Source organism: Curtobacterium subtropicum (assembly GCF_030362975.1).
Taxonomy (GTDB): Bacteria; Actinomycetota; Actinomycetes; order Actinomycetales; family Microbacteriaceae; genus Curtobacterium; species Curtobacterium subtropicum.
The window spans coordinates 24,831-42,220 of the sequence record NZ_JAUCMM010000008.1 but is presented as its reverse complement, the minus strand read 5'-3'; the positions used below and the strand labels follow the sequence as shown (position 1 = coordinate 42,220).

16 protein-coding genes are annotated in these 17,390 nt (G+C 72.9%); 11 read left to right on the top strand and 5 right to left on the bottom strand.

Annotated features, from left to right (window positions below; translation table 11 throughout):
* Nucleotides 1-45 precede the first annotated feature (45 nt).
* The 4 genes from QUG98_RS11820 to QUG98_RS11805 all read left to right on the top strand — a co-directional run bounded on the left by QUG98_RS11820 (nucleotide 46) and on the right by QUG98_RS11805 (nucleotide 4,445).
* A complete protein-coding gene (locus tag QUG98_RS11820; protein ID WP_058727884.1) occupies nucleotides 46-402 on the top strand; it encodes a PRC-barrel domain-containing protein in 357 nt (118 codons plus the stop codon).
* A gap of 158 nt (nucleotides 403-560) precedes the next feature.
* The gene (locus QUG98_RS11815) at nucleotides 561-1,550 is read left to right on the top strand and encodes an SGNH/GDSL hydrolase family protein (protein ID WP_289470713.1); all 990 of its coding nucleotides are present in this window, start codon (nucleotides 561-563) and stop codon (nucleotides 1,548-1,550) included.
* 33 nt (nucleotides 1,551-1,583) lie between these two features.
* Complete coding sequence (locus QUG98_RS11810; RefSeq protein WP_289470712.1) at nucleotides 1,584-2,054, top strand: NUDIX hydrolase; 471 nt, start codon at nucleotides 1,584-1,586, stop codon at nucleotides 2,052-2,054.
* 96 nt (nucleotides 2,055-2,150) lie between these two features.
* Nucleotides 2,151-4,445 carry an MSCRAMM family protein gene (locus QUG98_RS11805; RefSeq protein ID WP_289470711.1) on the top strand — a complete coding sequence of 765 codons (2,295 nt, stop codon included), beginning with the start codon at nucleotides 2,151-2,153 and terminating at the stop codon, nucleotides 4,443-4,445.
* A gap of 79 nt (nucleotides 4,446-4,524) precedes the next feature.
* Here the strand turns inward: QUG98_RS11805 and QUG98_RS11800 are convergent, their stop codons facing one another.
* Nucleotides 4,525-5,907 (bottom strand): MFS transporter, encoded by a 1,383-nt coding sequence (locus QUG98_RS11800; protein WP_289470709.1) that lies wholly within the window; start codon nucleotides 5,905-5,907, stop codon nucleotides 4,525-4,527.
* A 239-nt stretch (nucleotides 5,908-6,146) separates the two neighbouring features.
* Nucleotides 6,147-7,022, bottom strand: a complete 876-nt coding sequence (locus QUG98_RS11795; protein WP_289470708.1) for a hypothetical protein — start codon at nucleotides 7,020-7,022, stop codon at nucleotides 6,147-6,149.
* 130 nt (nucleotides 7,023-7,152) lie between these two features.
* Here QUG98_RS11795 and QUG98_RS11790 point away from each other — a divergent pair, with 130 nt between their 5' ends.
* On the top strand, nucleotides 7,153-7,428 hold the full coding sequence (locus QUG98_RS11790) for a hypothetical protein (protein ID WP_289470707.1): 276 nt from the start codon (nucleotides 7,153-7,155) through the stop codon (nucleotides 7,426-7,428).
* Between the two features lie 31 nt (nucleotides 7,429-7,459).
* Here the strand turns inward: QUG98_RS11790 and QUG98_RS11785 are convergent, their stop codons facing one another.
* Together QUG98_RS11785 and QUG98_RS11780 are read right to left on the bottom strand one after the other, a co-directional pair.
* Complete coding sequence (locus QUG98_RS11785; protein WP_289470706.1) at nucleotides 7,460-8,197, bottom strand: YidC/Oxa1 family membrane protein insertase; 738 nt, start codon at nucleotides 8,195-8,197, stop codon at nucleotides 7,460-7,462.
* A gap of 56 nt (nucleotides 8,198-8,253) precedes the next feature.
* Nucleotides 8,254-8,556: a hypothetical protein gene (locus QUG98_RS11780; RefSeq protein WP_289470705.1), complete on the bottom strand. Its 303-nt coding sequence runs from the start codon at nucleotides 8,554-8,556 to the stop codon at nucleotides 8,254-8,256.
* Nucleotides 8,557-8,622: 66 nt separating this feature from the next.
* On the opposite strand from QUG98_RS11780, the gene ybaK reads away from it, so the two are divergent.
* From ybaK to QUG98_RS11765, 3 genes are all read left to right on the top strand, one after another.
* A complete protein-coding gene (gene ybaK, locus QUG98_RS11775) occupies nucleotides 8,623-9,108 on the top strand; it encodes a Cys-tRNA(Pro) deacylase (protein WP_289470704.1) in 486 nt (161 codons plus the stop codon).
* A 95-nt stretch (nucleotides 9,109-9,203) separates the two neighbouring features.
* Nucleotides 9,204-11,798 carry an ATP-dependent Clp protease ATP-binding subunit gene (locus QUG98_RS11770; protein ID WP_289470703.1) on the top strand — a complete coding sequence of 865 codons (2,595 nt, stop codon included), beginning with the start codon at nucleotides 9,204-9,206 and terminating at the stop codon, nucleotides 11,796-11,798.
* Nucleotides 11,799-12,535: 737 nt separating this feature from the next.
* Nucleotides 12,536-12,769 carry a hypothetical protein gene (locus tag QUG98_RS11765; RefSeq protein ID WP_289470702.1) on the top strand — a complete coding sequence of 78 codons (234 nt, stop codon included), beginning with the start codon at nucleotides 12,536-12,538 and terminating at the stop codon, nucleotides 12,767-12,769.
* Between the two features lie 135 nt (nucleotides 12,770-12,904).
* Here the strand turns inward: QUG98_RS11765 and QUG98_RS11760 are convergent, their stop codons facing one another.
* On the bottom strand, nucleotides 12,905-13,933 hold the full coding sequence (locus QUG98_RS11760) for a glycoside hydrolase family 6 protein (protein WP_289470701.1): 1,029 nt from the start codon (nucleotides 13,931-13,933) through the stop codon (nucleotides 12,905-12,907).
* A 173-nt stretch (nucleotides 13,934-14,106) separates the two neighbouring features.
* On the opposite strand from QUG98_RS11760, the gene QUG98_RS11755 reads away from it, so the two are divergent.
* The 3 genes from QUG98_RS11755 to QUG98_RS11745 all read left to right on the top strand — a co-directional run bounded on the left by QUG98_RS11755 (nucleotide 14,107) and on the right by QUG98_RS11745 (nucleotide 17,379).
* The gene (locus tag QUG98_RS11755; protein WP_289470700.1) at nucleotides 14,107-14,649 is read left to right on the top strand and encodes an adenine phosphoribosyltransferase; all 543 of its coding nucleotides are present in this window, start codon (nucleotides 14,107-14,109) and stop codon (nucleotides 14,647-14,649) included.
* A 94-nt stretch (nucleotides 14,650-14,743) separates the two neighbouring features.
* Nucleotides 14,744-16,732 (top strand): threonine--tRNA ligase, encoded by a 1,989-nt coding sequence (gene thrS, locus QUG98_RS11750; RefSeq protein WP_289470839.1) that lies wholly within the window; start codon nucleotides 14,744-14,746, stop codon nucleotides 16,730-16,732.
* Nucleotides 16,732-17,379, top strand: coding sequence for an HIT family protein (locus QUG98_RS11745; protein ID WP_289470699.1), 648 nt, complete (start codon nucleotides 16,732-16,734; stop codon nucleotides 17,377-17,379). Before thrS ends, QUG98_RS11745 begins: the two co-directional genes overlap by 1 nt.
* Nucleotides 17,380-17,390 lie beyond the last annotated feature (11 nt).

Here is a 17,390-nt window from a genome sequence, read left to right as displayed (position 1 = left end):
TCGGTAGCGTCGAGGAGTACCTGTCCTGCTCGAAGGGAGCGCCCCGTGTTCGAAGCCGCCAACATCCGTGACTGGATCGGCCTGCCCGTCGTCGACGAGACCGAGGACAAGATCGGCACGCTCGAGAGCATCTACTACGACACCGCGACGTCGGAGCCCGCGTTCGGCGCCGTCACGACCGGGCTGCCCGGGTTCCAGAAGCTGCTCTTCGTCCCGCTCGTCGGCGCGACGGTGGCACCGAAGCACCTGCTCGTGACCTTCCCGAAGAAGCTCGTCAAGGACGCGCCGTCGATCCCGACCGACGGTGAGCTCGAGGCCTCGACCGAGCCGGTGCTGTACGAGCACTACGGCCTGCAGTACCAGACCGGCAGCAACGGGGAACGGCGCCTGGGACGCCGCTGACACCGACGCTCGGGTCGGGCAGGTAGCCTTGCCCGTCCCGACGTCGTGCCCACCCGGAGGCCCTCCTGCACCGCACCGCCCGCCCGAAGCGGCTGACCGCCGTCGCCGCCGTGCTCGCGGTCCTGGCCGCAGCGGTCGTCGCACCGTGGGGTCCCGTCGTGGGAGCGTCGACCGACGCTGCCTCGGCGGCGCCGATGTGGCCCGTGCCGGCGCCGTACCCGGCAACGGGCGACCCGGTCGAGACCCTGTCCGACCTGCCGCCGGGCAGTGAGTACGTCGCACTCGGCGACTCGTACTCGGCCGGCTACGGCCTGTCCGACCCCACGCGCCTGCCGACGAGCGCCTGCGGCCAGTCGGCGCGGGACTACCCGCACCGGCTCGCCGCGCGGTTCGGGTTCGCCCTGACCGACGTGACCTGCGCCGGCGCCACCAGCCGCGACGTCGTGTCCGGGTACCAGTTCCGCGGCGTGCCACCGCAGGTCCGCGCGTTGTCCGAGGACACCCGGCTCGTCACGCTGACGATCGGTGGCAACGACGCCGACCTCTTCGGCACCGCCGCGTCCTGTCTCGCGCTGTCGTCCCGCGGCCCGGTGTTCTCCGGCCGGGACGCGCCGTCCTGCCGCAGCACGCTCGTGCACGACGGCGTGGACGACCTCGAGGTGCGCATCCGGTCGCGGGTGGCGCTGGGGATCGCCGACACCCTCGCCGCGGTCCGACGTGCCGCCCCGAACGCGGTCGTGGTGTTCCTCGGCTACCCCGCGATCTTCCCGGACGCCGCGCACACGCCGACGAAGGGCTGCTTCCGCTCGGCGCTCGACCTCGGGTCGCTCGTCGGCTCGTTCCCGCGGGACACCTACCCGTTCACGAACAGCGACGTCCGGTACCTGCACGGGGTCCAGGAGTCGCTCGACGAGGTCTCGGCGTCCGCGGCCGAGGCAGCCGGGGTGCCGTTCGTCGACGTGTTCGCCGAGTCGCAGGCGCACTCGGCCTGCGCGACCGACCGACCGTACGTGTCGGGCGTCTCGCTCTCCGGCACCGGCGACCTCAGCAGCATCGACATGGAGCCCGGGGCCCTGCACCCGAACGGTCGCGGGGTCGCCTGGCTGACGCGGCAGCTCGCGGCGGAGCTCCGGACGCTCGCGGGCTGAGCGCGACACCACTGGGGGTCGTAGGCTCGTCCGGTGGTCACCAGTGCCGGGCTCCTGCTGCACCGTCGGTCGCCGAGTGACGGTGGGCTCCAGGTCTTCGTCGCGCACATGGGCGGTCCGTTCTGGCGTCGTCGTCCACGGGCGTGGTCGATCCCGAAGGGGCTCCTCAAGGCCGGGGAGGACCCGCTCGACGCGGCGCGTCGTGAGTTCGCCGAGGAGATCGGCGTCCCCGCCCCGGACGGCTCCGTGCTCGACCTCGGCGAGGTGCGGCAGGCCTCCGGGAAGCGGGTGCGGGTCTTCGCCCTGCAGGCGGAGGGCTTCGCGGTCGACGCGGTGCGGAGCAACACCGTGCAGGTCGAGCTCCCGCGAGGGTCCGGACGGTTCCTCGAGGTCCCCGAGGTGGACGACGCGCGCTGGGCGGCCGTCGACGAGGCCCGCGAGCTGCTCGTGGCGGGCCAGGTCGCCGCGCTCGACCGGCTGCTCGCAGCCGTGCAGGGCTCGTGAGCCGCGTTCCGCACCCGGACCTGGCCCCCGTCCGCGGTACGCGGATAGCCTGAGGAAGCGTCGAGGATTCGTCGACGCCGACACAGGGGAGCACGCATGCGCAGATGGCGCACCTTCACCGCCGGCGGTATCGCCGTCGCACTGGGAGCAGCACTGGCGGTGAGCGGCGGCACGAGCGCGTCGGCCGCGACCACGGGCAACTGGGGCACCTTCACCGTCTCCGGGGATCCCGGGGATCCCGGGTCCTCGACGGGCGAGGTCGCACTGCCGGGCTTCCCCGAGACGACCTTCACGTCGACCTCCCGCCAGGTGACGGTCGTCTCCGGCGCTTCGACGTGGCAGGGGGCATCGACGCCGCCGGGCGCGGCCTACGGCACCAGCCGCGGCAACACCTACCTGAACCAGCTCGCTCTCGCCGGGCAACCGGCGGAGACCACGTACTCCTTCGCCGGCGGGACGCCGGGAGCCGGCGGGTGGTCGTTCGTCCTCGGCGACATCGACGCCGACCAGGCGAGGATCTCGGCGACGTTGGCGGACGGCTCGCCGGCGGCGATCGACCAGCTCGGCTACGCGGGGTCCTACAACTCGTGCTCGTCGGTGTCCCCTGCGGGCTGGAGCTGCCCCGCCGACCCGGGCGGTGTCGCGCCCGGACAGGACGTCCCGACCTGGGACCCGGCGACCGGGGTGCTGATCGGCAACGCCGCGGCGAACGACACCGCCGGTGCCAGCGCCTGGTTCACACCGACGGCGTCGCTCGCCACGCTCACGATCACCTTCGAGCAGCGGAGCGGGCGGCCGGTCTACCAGACCTGGTTCGCGAACCGGACCTCGTCCCTCTCCGGTAGCGCGGTGCTCGACGGTGAACCGCTCCGTGACACGCTCGTCACCGTCACCGGGCCCAACGGCACCGAGTACACGACGACGACCGGCGCCGACGGGTCCTACACGTTCGACGCCCTGACCCAGGCCGACGGCTACCGGGTGACGATCGCGACGCCGGACAACGCGACGGTCGACCGCGCTCCCGCGACGGTGGACCTGCGCGCCGACGTCGCCGACGCCGACTTCGTCTTCAGCACGCCGCCGGGGACCGTCGGCCTCGACGGTTCCGTCGTCGACGCCGACGGGCGCGCCGTCGCCGACGTCGAGGTGGCGGTGACGGACCCCTCCGGGGCGCTCCTCGCCACCGTCGTCACCGACGCCGACGGTCGCTGGCGTGCCACGGGCCTCCCGGCCGGCTCCACGGTCGTCGCGACCGTGAGCGGCGCCCCACCGGTCTCCGGCACGACCGGAGCCGACGGCGCCCCGGTGGCCACGCTCGCGCCGATCGTGCTGCCGATCAGCGTCGGGACGCTCACCGGACGGGTGACGCTCGACGGCGCCGCGCCCGCCGCGCCCGCCGCGCCGGCCCTCGTGGAGGTGCTGCAGGACGACGTCGTGGTGGCCGCCGTCGAGACGGAGTCCGACGGCCGGTACGGCCTGGCGCTCCGGCCCGGCACCTACACCGTCCGCACCGAGGCGGCGGTCGCCGGTGCTCCGGAGCCGACCGAGCTGACGGTCGTGGTCACCGCCGACGGCACGGTCCGCGCGGACTTCCCGTTCACGACGCCGGTGCCGGTCACCGTCGCGCAGGCCGGTTCGGTCCGCTACGAGGACGGCACGCCCGTGGCGGACACGACCGTCACCGCACGGCCGGTCGAGGCCGGTTCGGGTGCCGTGGTCACGGTGCAGACGTCCGCGGACGGCGGGTACTCGATCACGGGGTTGACGCCGTCGACGGAGTACACCGTGAGTGTCGAGGGTGCTCCCGCCCGGACGGTCACGACGCCCGCCACGGGGGCCCCGGCCGACGCCGTCGACTTCGTCCTGCCCCTGCCGACGGTCGACCAACCGGGCACGGTCGTGGACGCCGACGGCGCCCCCGCCGCGGACGTCCCGGTCGTGGCGACCCGGACCGGTGACGACGACGGAGAGCCGGTCAGCTCGACCACTGACGACGACGGCGCCTTCGCCCTCGAGGGGCTCCGCCCGGGGACCGAGTACACGATCACCGCCGGCACGGGCGCCGAGCAGTCCGACCCGGTGGTCTTCACGACCGCCGCGGTGGGCGGGACGCCGGTCCCCGTGCGCCTCGTCCTCGCCGAGGTGGCCGTCACGCCGCAGCCGACCCCGACGGTGCCGCCGCAGCCGACCGACGGACCGACGCCGAGCACGGCACCCGTGGCGGGCGGTACCGGCCAGGGCGCCAGCGGGTCGGGCGGCGGTGCGCTCGCGTTCACCGGCGCCGAGGTCGCCCCCGCGATCGCCCTCGCCGCGCTGCTGCTCCTGGCGGGCGGTGGGCTGCTGTCCGTCCTTGCGTCCCGTCGTCGTCGGGCGCTCCCACAGGACTGACCGCAGCCGGCCACGTCCGGACACGAGGGCGGGGCGCGTCGACACCGACGCGCCCCGTCCTCGTCCTCGTCCGACCGGATCAGCCGCGTCGCCGGGACCGCAACGGTCCGGTGGCGGTCGAGACGGACGCGGTGACCACGCCGACGGACCCGGTGATGGTCGCGATCGCCCGACTGACGACGGGCACCGAGGACGTGACGACGGCGAGCGACGAGGTGATGGCCTCGACCGAGGTGGTCGACAGGTGCTCCTGCGCGTGCGTGTGCACCGGGAAGCCACGGCGCGCCGCGAGCACGACGCCGAGCGCGCCGACCAGGACGACGGCTCCGGCGAAGGGCAGGTACTGCAGACCGACCGCGCTGAGCGCTTGGCCGCCCACCGCTGCACCGCCCGCGATGCCGATGTTCGACGCGCCGTTCACCAGGGCACCGGCGATGTCGGGGGAGACGCCGCCCGTCCGGATCGCCGCAGCCATGAACAGTGTCCCGGTCGTGCCGTTCGCGGCCATCCAGACGCCCGCGACCACCATGGTGCCGAGCAGCGATCCGTGCACGAACGGCAGCACCGCGAACGCGGCGGCCATCACGGCCACGGCGGCGATCAGCGTCTGCCGCGGTGCCCGGTCGACGAACATGCCCGCGAGCCACAGCCCGACGATGCCGGTCCCACCGAGCACCAGCAGCGCGCCGCTCACCATGCCGGCGTCCAGTCCGGCGTCGATCGCGTAGGGGCCGATGTAGGTGTAGACGACGTAGTGGCCGGCGAAGAGCAGCAGGTCCGCGACGACGACCGAGAGCAGACCGGTCCGTGCCCAGGCACGCGGCGAGCCGATGTGCGGGGAGGCGGTCCCGCTCACCGCGGGCAGGAAGGCGAGGGCGACCAGCGCGAGCACGGCCGCGGCGAGCGCCACGGCACCCACGGCGGGGCGCCACCCGATCGTCTGCGCGACCCACGTGGCGAGCGGCACGCCGAGGACGAACCCGAGCGAGCTGCCGGAGTAGACGAACGCGATGGCCCGACCCGCGAGCCGCGGTGGCACGATGCGTGTCGCGTACGCGGACGCGACGGAGAAGAAGAGCGCGTGCGCCACACCGCCGACCACGCGGCCCGCGCACACGACGGCGAAGCTCGGTGCGACGGCGACCAGCACGTTCGAGACCGCGTACCCGACGAGTGTCGCGACCAGCACCGCCTTGCGGGGGAGCCGTGCCGTCAGCGAGGTCAGCGGGAGGGCGAGGATCGCCACGGCCGCCGCGTAGACGGTGACGACGATGCCCATCGTCGACTCGCTGACGTCGAGGTCACGGCTCATCGTGCCGAGCAGCCCGACCGGCATGAGCTCCGTGGTGATCGCGAAGAAGGTGGCGAGCCCGAGCACGGCGATGCCGACGATCGACTGGGTGGTGACGGTGATCGGCCGCGTGTTCGTCGACACGGCCGAGGTGGTGGTGTTCGTGGACACGCTGCTGACCTCCTCCGGGGAACGCCGGAGCGCGCGTCGGACCGGCCGTCGTGACGGCGGTGCGCGGGCGCGCTCGCGGTGGGTGTGATGCGGGTCGGACGACCCGGTGATGTGACGACTCCACGGCGAGTGCGCTCCTCCAGTGTTGCACGGAGCATCCGGATCGCGCGAGGGGGTCGCCGAAGATTCTTGTAGCGCTCCAACGAGATGCACGGGCGCACATTCCCGATCGGTCCCGATCAGTTCTCGTTCGTCACCGTGCCCTGGACGCCGCCACCGCGCAGCGTGATCGTCAGCGTCCCGCTGGTGGACTGCGCGGAGAGCGACACGTTCCCGTGCAGGGCGTCCTCACGCGGGTAGCAGGCCGTGGTCGACTCGAGGCGGTTCGCGGTGGCCACCAGGCAGATCGTCTCGCGGTCGGTCCCCACCCCCGCCCACACGTTCCACGGGGTCTCGAACGAGCTGCCGTCCAGGGCCCGGTTCGTGAAGACGAGTCGCGTCGTCCGGAGGCTCACCGGGGCCTCGACCGGCCCGGGCAGCTGGTCCGCGTAGGTCTGCGGGATGTCGAGGAGCTCCTCGAGCGTGATCGCCCCCGGCGTCGGTGTCGTGCTCGGCGCGGCGACCTGCTGCCCGTCGGAGGTCCCGACCAGCGTGCCCGCCGCGAACGCCAGACCGACGACGACCGCCGCGCCGAGCGCGATCCACACGCGGGGGCGCGCGGTCCAGAGCAGCCCGCTCGCCCGTGTCCGCCACGTGGTCCGCTCGGCCGGGAGGCCCGCCCCACCGCCGTCGGGGAGCACGCCCGGTCCCGTGGCCGGTTGCCGATCAGCGGTCGGCCCGCTCGGTCCGGTCGCGGTCCACGGTGCGTCCGCTGCCGCTGCCGCTGCCGGTGCCGGTCGCGTCGCGTCGGACGCCGGAGCCGGTACCGGTCGCATCGCGTCCGGCTCCGCGGTGGGTGGGGTCCCCGGATCGGCGGCGCGGGCGGCGTCGGTCCCGGTGCCCCCGAGGTCGCGGAGTGCGAGCCGAGCACGCGCGGCGACCTCCGGCTCGACCCCGGCACCCCAGGCGAGGGCCTCGAGTCGTGCCCGTTCTGCCGTGACGTCCTCGTCGGCCATGCGCGCTCCCGGTCCGGACGCACCGGACACGCTCATGTTCCCACCCCGACGGCGTCCCGTCCGGCCCCCGACGGGGTGCTGTCCGGTCCCCGAGGGGTGCTGACCAGTCCCCGAGGGGTAGACGGGACGCATGACCACCGACGCAGGAACCGGCCCCGGCGCCCCGGAACACGACAGCACCCGGCACGACGGCACCCGGCACGACGCCGCGCGGCACGACGTCGATCCCGAGACCCTCGAGGCGCTGAGCCACGACACGCAGTCCGGCGAGGCCGACTACGTGGCGACCAGCCCGGGCGGCACCGGCACCGAGCGACACGTCCCCACCCCCGACGAGGAACAGGGTCGCGGCACCGAGTACGACCCGGTCGACCAGGGCCCGCAGCAGGAGGGCCAGGGCGGCTGACCGGTTGACGGCGCCGGCTGCCGCTCCGGCCTCAGCGCACCAGTCGCCGCAGCACCGCGCGCTCACCGACGGCCCACACGGCGCTCGTGACGACGTACAGCGTGGCGGCCAGCGGGACGACCGCGGCGAAGACGACGGACACGAACGGCGCCCACCGGGCCAGCGCCGCCGTCGCTCCGGCCCCCGGCTGCCCGGGTGCCGGAGCCTCGACCGGGTTCCAACGCGCTGCGGCCCGGCGCGACGTCTCGACCGCGACCGCCAGGACGGCGAGCAGCACGAGCACCACCCAGGCGTGACCCCACAGCGGTGACGTGACGACGGCGAGCAGCGTGTGCCCGAGCGGGATCCCGACCAGCGTCGCGTCGAGCAGGGCGTTCGCGGCGCCGGCGATCGACGCGTGGGTGAACAGGGCGTACACGAGCGACAGGACGGGTGCCTGCGCGAGCACCGGGAGGCAGCCGGCCAGCGGGGAGACGCGTTCCGAGGTGTACAGCCGCTGCACGGCCTCCTGCAGGCGTCGGGTGTCGGACCCGTGCCGGCGGCGCAGTGCAGCGAGCTGTGGCGCGAGCCGTCGACGGTCGCGCTCGGCCCGGACCTGCAGGACGGAGAGCGGGACGAGCACGGTGCGGACGCCCAGGGTGAGCGCGACGACCGCCAGCGCGGCGGCCGCACCCCCGGCGACGGGGGAGAGGGCGGTGGTGAGGGTGGTGAGCAGGTCGGCGCCGACCTGCAGCAGGCCGTTGACGACGGGCAGGGTGGAGAGGTCCATGACGTTCCGTTCGGTGGAGGGGTCGCTGACGACGTGACCCGACCACCCGCGGGTGGTCAGGCCGGTGTCGGCGCTCCCGGTGCTCGCGACCGCACCTGGCCGTCGGCATCCGGGTGGCTCCACGCGATCCGCGTCGGCCGCTCCACCGCCGCACCGGTCCGCTCGGCACCGCCGGCATCCGGATCGACTCCGAGCACGGTCGCGAGGAGGCGGACGACGAGCACGGTGGCCGCGACCGCCGCGAGACCGAGCGCGGCCACGGCGAGCAGGGGGACCGGCGAGCCACCGGGACCGAGCAGTGCGACATCGCCGGTCTGCAGCACCGCGAGGGCGCGCAGGAGGAGTTCGACGACGGTCATGGTCCGTTCAGCGTACTGCCCGCGTGCCGCAGCCGATCGGCAGGTCCGGACGGGCAGGATCGGGCCATGACCGCAGGATCGCCGAGCACCCCAGCGACCCTCGCCCTCGAGCGGGCGGGGATCCCGTTCACGCCGCACGTGTACGAGCACCACGAGACCGCGACGAACTTCGGCGAGGAGGCAGCGGCGGCGCTCGGGCTCCGCGAGGACCAGGTCTTCAAGACCCTCGTCGTCGCCGTGGACGGACAGCTCGCGGTGGCGGTCGTCCCGGTCGCGAACCGGCTCGACCTCAAGGCGATCGCCGCGGCGCTCGGCGGGAAGAAGGCCACGCTCGCGCAACCGGCCCTCGCCGAGAAGCGGACCGGGTACGTGGTCGGCGGGATCAGCCCGGTCGGACAGAAGACCCGCCTGCGCACGGTCGTCGACGCGTCCGCCCTCGAACACCCGGCCATCTTCGTCTCCGGCGGGCGCCGCGGGTTCGACATCGAGGTCGCCCCCGAGGATCTCGTCCGGATCACCGAGGCCTCGACGGCGCCCATCGCTCGGACCTGAGTCGGTCTGACGCAACTTTCTTCGCCCGCCGGGAATGGAGCGGGTCCCCCTGCGTTGCATTGAGTCGAAGGCACTCAAGTTCCCAGGAGGTCCCTTTGCCAGCAACGTTCGGCCCGACCGGTGGCGACGACGCGTTCGACGCGTTCCTCGCCCGGCTCATCGCGGCCCAGCAGGCCGGCGCCCAGCGATCCGTACCGCTGGGACGCCCGGTCGACATCACGCGACTCCTCAGTCGCCGCACCCACGAACTGCTCCAGCGCACCGCTGCGTACGCCGTCGCGCAGGGTCAGTTCGAGATCGACGCCCTGCACGTCCTGCACGTGCTCGTGCGCACCGAGCCGTTCAGCGCGGTCGTGCGCAGCGCCGGCATCGACCCGGAGCAGTTCGCCGCCGAGGTCGAGCAGCGGCTCCCCGTCCCGGCGGAGCCCCGTCCCGAGCGCACCGGACAGCCCGCACTGACCGGCACCGCACAGCGGATCCTGCTCGAGGCGACGCAGGCCGCCCGGGCCTTCGGCAGCACGTACACCGACCCCGAGCACGTCTTCTTCGCGCTCGTCACCGACCAGGACACCGTCGCCGGGCAGTTGCTCGCGAGCGCCGGCGTCACCCCGCAGCACCTGCAGGAGCACGCCCAGCAGGCCGCGGCAGCAGCACGAGAGGGGCGCCCGATGCCCGGAGCCAGCGACACCACCGCCGAGTCCATGAGCGACACCCCGACGCTCGACCGGTTCGGCACCGACCTCACCGAGCGCGCCCGCGACGGCGGCATCGACCCGGTCATCGGCCGTGCGGACGAGATCGAGCAGACCGTCGAGGTCCTGCTCCGCCGCACCAAGAACAACCCCGTCCTCATCGGTGAGCCCGGCGTGGGCAAGACCGCGATCGTCGAGGGGCTCGCACTGCGCATCGCCGACGGCGACGTGCCCGCCCTGCTCCGGGGCAAGCGCGTCGTGGCGCTCGACCTGGCCGGCATGCTCTCCGGCACCCGGTACCGCGGCGACTTCGAGGAGCGCCTGACCACGGCGATGGACGAGATCGCGGCGCACGCCGACGAGCTGATCGTGTTCGTCGACGAGCTCCACACCGTCGTCGGTGCCGGTGGCGGCGGCGAGGGCGGCTCGATGGACGCGGGCAACATCCTCAAGCCCCGCCTCGCCCGCGGCGACCTGCACCTGGTCGGCGCGACGACCCTGGACGAGTACCGCCGCATCGAGAAGGACGCGGCCCTCGAGCGGCGCTTCCAGCCGGTCACGGTGGGGGAGCCGAGCGTCGAGGACGCCGTCGCGATCCTCGCCGGGCTCGCCCCCCGGTACGCCGAGCACCACGACGTCACCTACACCGACGACGCCCTGCGCGCCGCGGTGGAGCTCTCGCACCGCTACGTCACCGACCGGCACCTGCCGGACAAGGCCATCGACCTCGTCGACCAGGCCGGTGCCCGCCGTCGCCTCGCCCTGTCGGGCGACGTGGACGTCGAGGCGCTCCGCGACCAGGTCGCGGAACTGCAGGCCGACAAGGACCGGGCGGTGGCCGAGGAGCTGTACGAGGAGGCGTCACGCCTGCGCGACGAGATCGACGGACTGGAGGCGCGGATCACCGCAGCCTCGACGGGTGACGCGAGCAGCGCCTCCCGTCCGACCACCGCCGACCGCGTGATCACGGAGGCCGACATCGCGGAGGTGGTGTCCCGCGCCACGGGCATCCCGGCCACCCGCCTGTCCCAGGGCGACCGGTCCCGACTCGCCACGCTCGAGGACGAACTCCACGAGCGCGTCGTCGGCCAGGACGACGCCGTGCGCGCGATCGCGACCGCGGTCCGGCGCAGCCGGACCGGCATGGGCGACCCGCGCCGCCCGATCGGCAGCTTCCTGTTCCTCGGCCCGACCGGCGTCGGCAAGACCGAGCTCGCGAAGGCCCTGGCCGGGTCGCTGTTCGGCGACGAGTCCGCGATGCTGCGCTTCGACATGAGCGAGTTCGGCGAGCGGCACACCGTGTCGCGCCTGGTCGGTGCCCCTCCCGGGTACGTCGGCTACGGCGAGGCCGGCCAGCTCACCGAGCGCGTGCGCCGCAACCCGTACTCGGTGGTGCTGCTCGACGAGGTCGAGAAGGCCCACCCGGACGTCTTCAACCTGCTCCTGCAGGTGCTCGACGACGGTCGACTGACCGACGGGCAGGGTCGGACGGTCGACTTCCGGAACACCGTCGTCATCATGACGTCGAACATCGGGTCCGAGTTCCTGGCGTCGCGCTCCGGTGCGCTCGGGTTCTCGCCCGTCGGGTCCTCCGACGGGTACGCCGAGGACGATCTCCGCGCCCGCGTGATGGGCAAGCTGCGCGAGGCGATGCGGCCGGAGTTCATCAACCGCATCGACGAGGTCGTGCTCTTCCGCAAGCTGGAACGCTCGCAGCTCCGGTCGATCGTCGACCTGTTCCTGCAGGACTCGGCGCTCCGGCTGCTCGCGCAGGGGATGACCCTGTCGGTGTCCACCGCCGCGACCGACTGGCTGGCCGAGCACGGTCACGAGCCGGAGTACGGCGCCCGCCCCCTGCGTCGACTCATCCAGCGCGAGGTGGACGACCGCATCGCGACCCTGGTGGTCGACGAGCAGGTGCACGACGGCGACACCGTCCGGATCGACGTCGAGGACGGCGGGCTCGTCGCCCACGTGTCCGCCCCGGCGACGGTCTGATCCGACCCGCTCGCACAGCACGGCCCCGGTACCCCAGCGGTACCGGGGCCGTGCTGCGTCCTGGGACGTCCTCGCCCGTCCCGGGATGCAATTCCAGAATTGTTCGAGAAAGGGGTTGCGCTCGCATTCCCGACCCCGATAGTGTTCACGAGCATCAACGGCTGTACGAGACCGAGAGGGGGCCGACACAATGATGATCTTCACGACGAACCCGTTCCGTGGAATCCGTGGGATCGGCGGCACCCCGCTCCGGTCGCACTGACGCGGGACGTCCCGCTCCAGCCGTTCTCCTCGATCGACCGAGGCGCTCGCACCGCTGCCGTGACGGCGTGGTGACACCGCACCGGTCGACCCGGCACAGCCATGCTGCGCCGTTCCCCACCTGCAGCGCCCGCTGCGGTCGCTCGTCGTGCTGACGGGCGTCCGAGCGGTCGGATGCCCGTCCTGACGGCAGCCGAGCGCGCAGCGGGCGGGTCGAGGGTGGACTGCGAGCGACGGACGTCTCGCGCGACGACTCCACCCGGGGGCCGAGACCGGTCTCCGACAATGCAGCCGGGCGCATTCCTGCGCACCCTGCATGCATTCCCGCCCGCATTCCTCGGGCGTTCTCGCGGGCCCGTTCCCGACGCATTCCTGCGCTCGGCGACCGGGTTCCCCGTCATGCCCTCGGGCAACCATCTGTCCTGCCCACGGGCACGCACCAGGCGTGCGCTCGGGCACTCACGAAAGGCACCATCGTGTCGAACGACATCGACGTCCGTCCCCCCGACACCCGCGCGGTGCGCCGCCGGGTCACCCTCGCCGACCGCATCGCGCTCCGGATCGGCATGTCGCTGATCATCTGGAGCCGTCGGACGCACCACGTGCGCCCCTCGGTCGACTTCGCCACGCGGCAACGGCTCGAACGCGAGCGGCGTGAGCGCGAGCTCGCCCTGCTCGTGCAGAGCGCCGCGATGCGCATGTGGCGCTGAACCGCCGCGCGACCGCGGGTCGGCCCGCGGTCGGACCTCGGAGACGACATCGAACCAGCACGCTCGCCTGGTTCGATGTCGTCGTCCTGGCTCGACGCCCGGAGTCCGCGGCGCTGACGGCCACCGGGCCCGCGCTCAGCGCTTCCGGTTCGCCACCAGCGCGACCGCGTACGACGGGTACCACGTCCCCGCCGCCGGTCCACCGTTGCAGGTCCCGTCGCTCGCACCCGGCGTCTTGATCCAGAGCAGGGCGTCGAGTCGTGTGCGCCCCGCGGCCACGTGCGGACTGCGACCCAGGCCAGCTCCCGTCGGGTTGCACCAGGTGCCGAGCCACCCGCGGGCGTTCCGCGACGTGTCGATCACGTACCGAGCACCGCCCGTCAGCGCGCTGAGCCGCTCGGCGTAGGCACGCTCGCCGTCGACACGGTAGAAGTTCGCCACGTTCGTGAAGAAGCCGCGGGCCTCGGCGATGCCGGCTCCTCGCAGGTAGGTCGCCTGCAGTTCCGGGTCGTTCCAGTTCTCGTTGCCGCCGTCGAGGTAGGTGGGGACGCCCGCGGTGGCGTACTCGTGCACGGCCCCGGCGATGATCCCCGGGCGTCGCGCGCGTTCGGCGGTGCACGTGCTCAGGTGGGACAGGGAGTCCGGCTCGACGATCACGACGGCCCGGTGCCCCCTGAGGTCGGCGGCGATGCGACGGTTCCACTCCGCGTACTCCGACGGGGAGAGCCCGCCCGCCGAGTACCCGCCGCAGTCGCGGTTCGGGACGGCGTAGGTGACGAACACCGGTGTCCTGCCGACCCGCTCGGCGGCGGCGAGGTTCCGGGCGATCACCCGGTCCAGCGCCTCGCCGGTGTACCACTCGCCCAGCCAGATCGCGACCGGCTGCTGCGCGATGGTCCGGGCCGCTGCTGCCTCGGTCGCCGTCCCCGACGTGCCGAGCGCCGTCGCCGCCTGCGCAGCCTGGCTGTCCGGTTGCACGAACAGTCCGCCGGCGAAGACCTGTCCGGGCGTCGCGGTGTGGAGTGCTGCGGGCGGCAGCGGTCCGACGGCGGCCGCCGAGGCGGCGGTCGGGTCCGCGACGACGACCGTGCCCGCCACCGTCGCGGCGAGCACGGTCGCGAGCGCGAGGGCGCGCGCGACCGTCGTCCTGGTCCTCGAGTGCATGGTCCCCGTCCTGTCCCCGTGCGTAGCGGGAACGATCCGGACGCGCCTGGCGTCCGCTCCACCTGTCGCAGACCATGAGAACCCACGGAGGGGCACCCCGGCGATCTCCAGAACGAGGGACAGGAATCGGGTCGCCGGACGGCGTCACCCTCGCCGTCGCGTACCGTTGTGCGGTGACCGAAACCGCAGCTGCACTCGTCGAACGCCTGACCGCCATCGTCCCGGACTTCCCGAAGCCGGGCATCCTGTTCCGCGACGTGACGCCGGTGTTCTCCGACCCGGTGGCGTTCGGTCGCGTGTGCGAGGCCCTCGCCGCACCCTTCGCCGTCGGCGCGGGCTTCCAGGCGGTCGCCGGCATCGAGGCACGCGGCTTCGCCCTCGCCGGCGGCATCGCGGCGCAGCACCAGGTCGGCGTGCTGACCGTCCGGAAGGCCGGCAAGCTCCCCGGCGAGGTCCTCAGTGAGCAGTACGCACTGGAGTACGGCGAGGCCGAGCTCGAGCTCCGCCCGGGACAACTCCCGCAGGGTACACGGGTGCTCGTCGTCGACGACGTGCTCGCCACCGGGGGCACCGCGGCGGCGACCACCACCCTGCTCGAACGCGCCGGCTACGAGGCGATCGGCTTCGCCTCGCTCCTCGAGCTCGACGGGCTCTCGGGCCGGGAGCGCCTCGAGCCGCGCCTGCCCGTCACGACGCTCGGCCGCGTCCCCGCCTGAGTGACCGCGGCCTCGCACTAGTCTTGTCCCACCCCTGAACCAACCGAGGAGCACCACGATCGTGACCGACGCAGTCGCACCCGAGCCCGCAGACCTGCCCCAGGCACCCGAGCCCCGCACCGCGACGACGGCCACGACGGGCACCGAGCTCTTCGACGGCGAGCGCGGTGTCGTCGCCATCCGCGTCGACGGTGTCCTCAAGGACCTCGACGCGACCGTGCAGGACGGCGAGACCGCCGAGGCCGTGACGCTGCAGGAGCAGGACGGGCTCGACATCCTCCGGCACTCCGCCGCGCACGTGCTCGCCCAGGCCGTCCAGCAGATCAACCCGGACGCCAAGCTCGGCATCGGTCCGCCCGTCACCGACGGCTTCTACTACGACTTCGACGTCGCCGAGCCGTTCACGCCCGAGGACCTCAAGGCGATCGAGAAGGGCATGGACCGGATCATCCGCCAGGCCCAGCGCTTCCGTCGCGTCGTCGTGAGCGACGAGGAAGCCCGCGAGCGCATGGCGGGAGAGCCCTTCAAGCAGGAGCTCATCGGCCTCAAGGGCGCAGCGGACGAGGGCGATTCCGGCGAGAGCGTCGAGGTCGGCGCCGGCGAGCTGACGGTCTACGAGAACGTCGACCCGAAGTCGGGTGAGGTCGTCTGGCAGGACCTCTGCCGCGGCCCGCACGTCCCGCACACCCGGTGGATCGGCAACGCCTCGAAGCTCATGCGCGTCGCGGCCGCCTACTGGCGCGGCTCCGAGAAGAACCCGCAGCTCCAGCGCATCTACGGCACCGCGTGGCCGGACAAGGAGCAGCTCAAGGCGTACCAGCTCCGTCTGGAAGAGGCGGCGAAGCGCGACCACCGCAAGCTCGGCGCCGAACTCGACCTGTTCTCGTTCCCCGACGAGATCGGTTCGGGCCTGGCGATCTTCCACCCGAAGGGCGGCATCGTCCGCCGTGAGATGGAGGACTACTCGCGCCGTCGGCACGAGCAGGAGGGCTACTCCTTCGTCTACACGCCGCACATCACCAAGGGCGACCTGTTCGAGCAGTCCGGGCACCTCGGCTGGTACAAGGACGGCATGTTCCCGGCCATGCACATGGACGAAGCACGTGACGAGGACGGCAACGTCACCCGCCAGGGCGCGGACTACTACCTCAAGCCGATGAACTGCCCGATGCACATCCTGGCGTACCGCTCGCAGGCCCGGTCCTACCGCGACCTGCCGCTGCGGATGTTCGAGTTCGGCACCGTCTACCGCAACGAGAAGTCCGGCGTCATCCACGGTCTGACCCGAGTCCGCGGCATGACCCAGGACGACGCCCACATCTTCACCACGCAGGAGAAGATGAAGGAGGAGCTGACGACGACGCTCGAGTTCGTGCTCTCGCTGCTCCGCGACTACGGCCTCGACGACTTCTACCTCGAGCTCTCCACGAAGGACCCCGAGAAGTACGTCGGCGACGACGAGGTCTGGGAGGTCGCGACGAACACCCTCCGCGAGGTCGCCGAGGAGTCGGGCCTCGAGCTCGTCCCGGACCCCGCCGGAGCAGCGTTCTACGGCCCGAAGATCTCCGTGCAGGCCCGCGACGCCATCGGCCGCACCTGGCAGATGTCGACCGTGCAGCTCGACTTCAACCTGCCGGAGCGCTTCGGCCTCGAGTACACGGCACCCGACGGTTCACGTCAGCGCCCGGTGATGATCCACCGCGCCCTGTTCGGCTCGATCGAGCGCTTCTTCGGCGTGCTCACCGAGCACTACGCGGGTGCCTTCCCGGCGTGGCTGTCGCCGGTGCAGGTCGTCGCGATCCCGGTCGCAGCCGAGTACGGCGACTACCTCGACGAGGTCGTCGCGAAGCTCCGGTCGCACGGCGTCCGCGCAGAGGTCGACCACTCGGACGACCGCATGCAGAAGAAGATCCGCACGCACACCAAGGCGAAGGTGCCGTTCCAGCTCATCGCCGGTGGCGACGACCGCGACGCCGGCGCGGTCTCGTTCCGCTTCCGCGACGGACGCCAGGACAACGGCGTGCCGGTCGACGAAGCCGTCGAGCGCATCCTCACCGCGATCCGCGACCGCACGCAGGTCTGATGGACCGCACGGGAGGCACCGAGCACGTCCCCGGGACCGGTCACGTCACCGACGTGGCCGGCCCCGGGGCACCCGGTTCGGGTTCCGCCGACGACCCGCTGGTGATCCGCGACGCCGCGACCGGCGCCGCGGTCCCGGACGCCTTCCAACGGCTCTGGAACCCGCACCGCATGGCGTACATCGACGCCGGGCGGGAAGGCCGGGGTCGTGGGCACGAGGACGACTGCCCGTTCTGCGAGGCACCGCGGAAGTCCGACGAGGACGCCCTCATCGTCGCCCGCGGCGAGCACGCGTACGTGCTGCTCAACCTGTTCCCGTACAACAACGGGCACCTGCTGGTCTGCCCGTACCGTCACGTCCCGCTCTACGACGAGGCCACCGCGGACGAGATCCGCGAGATGGCCGAGCTCACACAGACCGCGATGCGCGTCCTGCGTGCGGTGTCGCACTGCGACGGCTTCAACATCGGGATGAACCAGGGCGAGATCGCCGGTGCCGGCGTGGCCGCGCACCTGCACCAGCACATCGTCCCGCGGTGGGCGTCGGACTCGAACTTCTTCCCGATCATCGCCCGCACGAAGTCGATGTCCCAGCTGCTCGGAGACACCCGCCGACTCGTCGCCGAAGGCTGGCCCGCTGCGGACTAGACTGTCGGCAT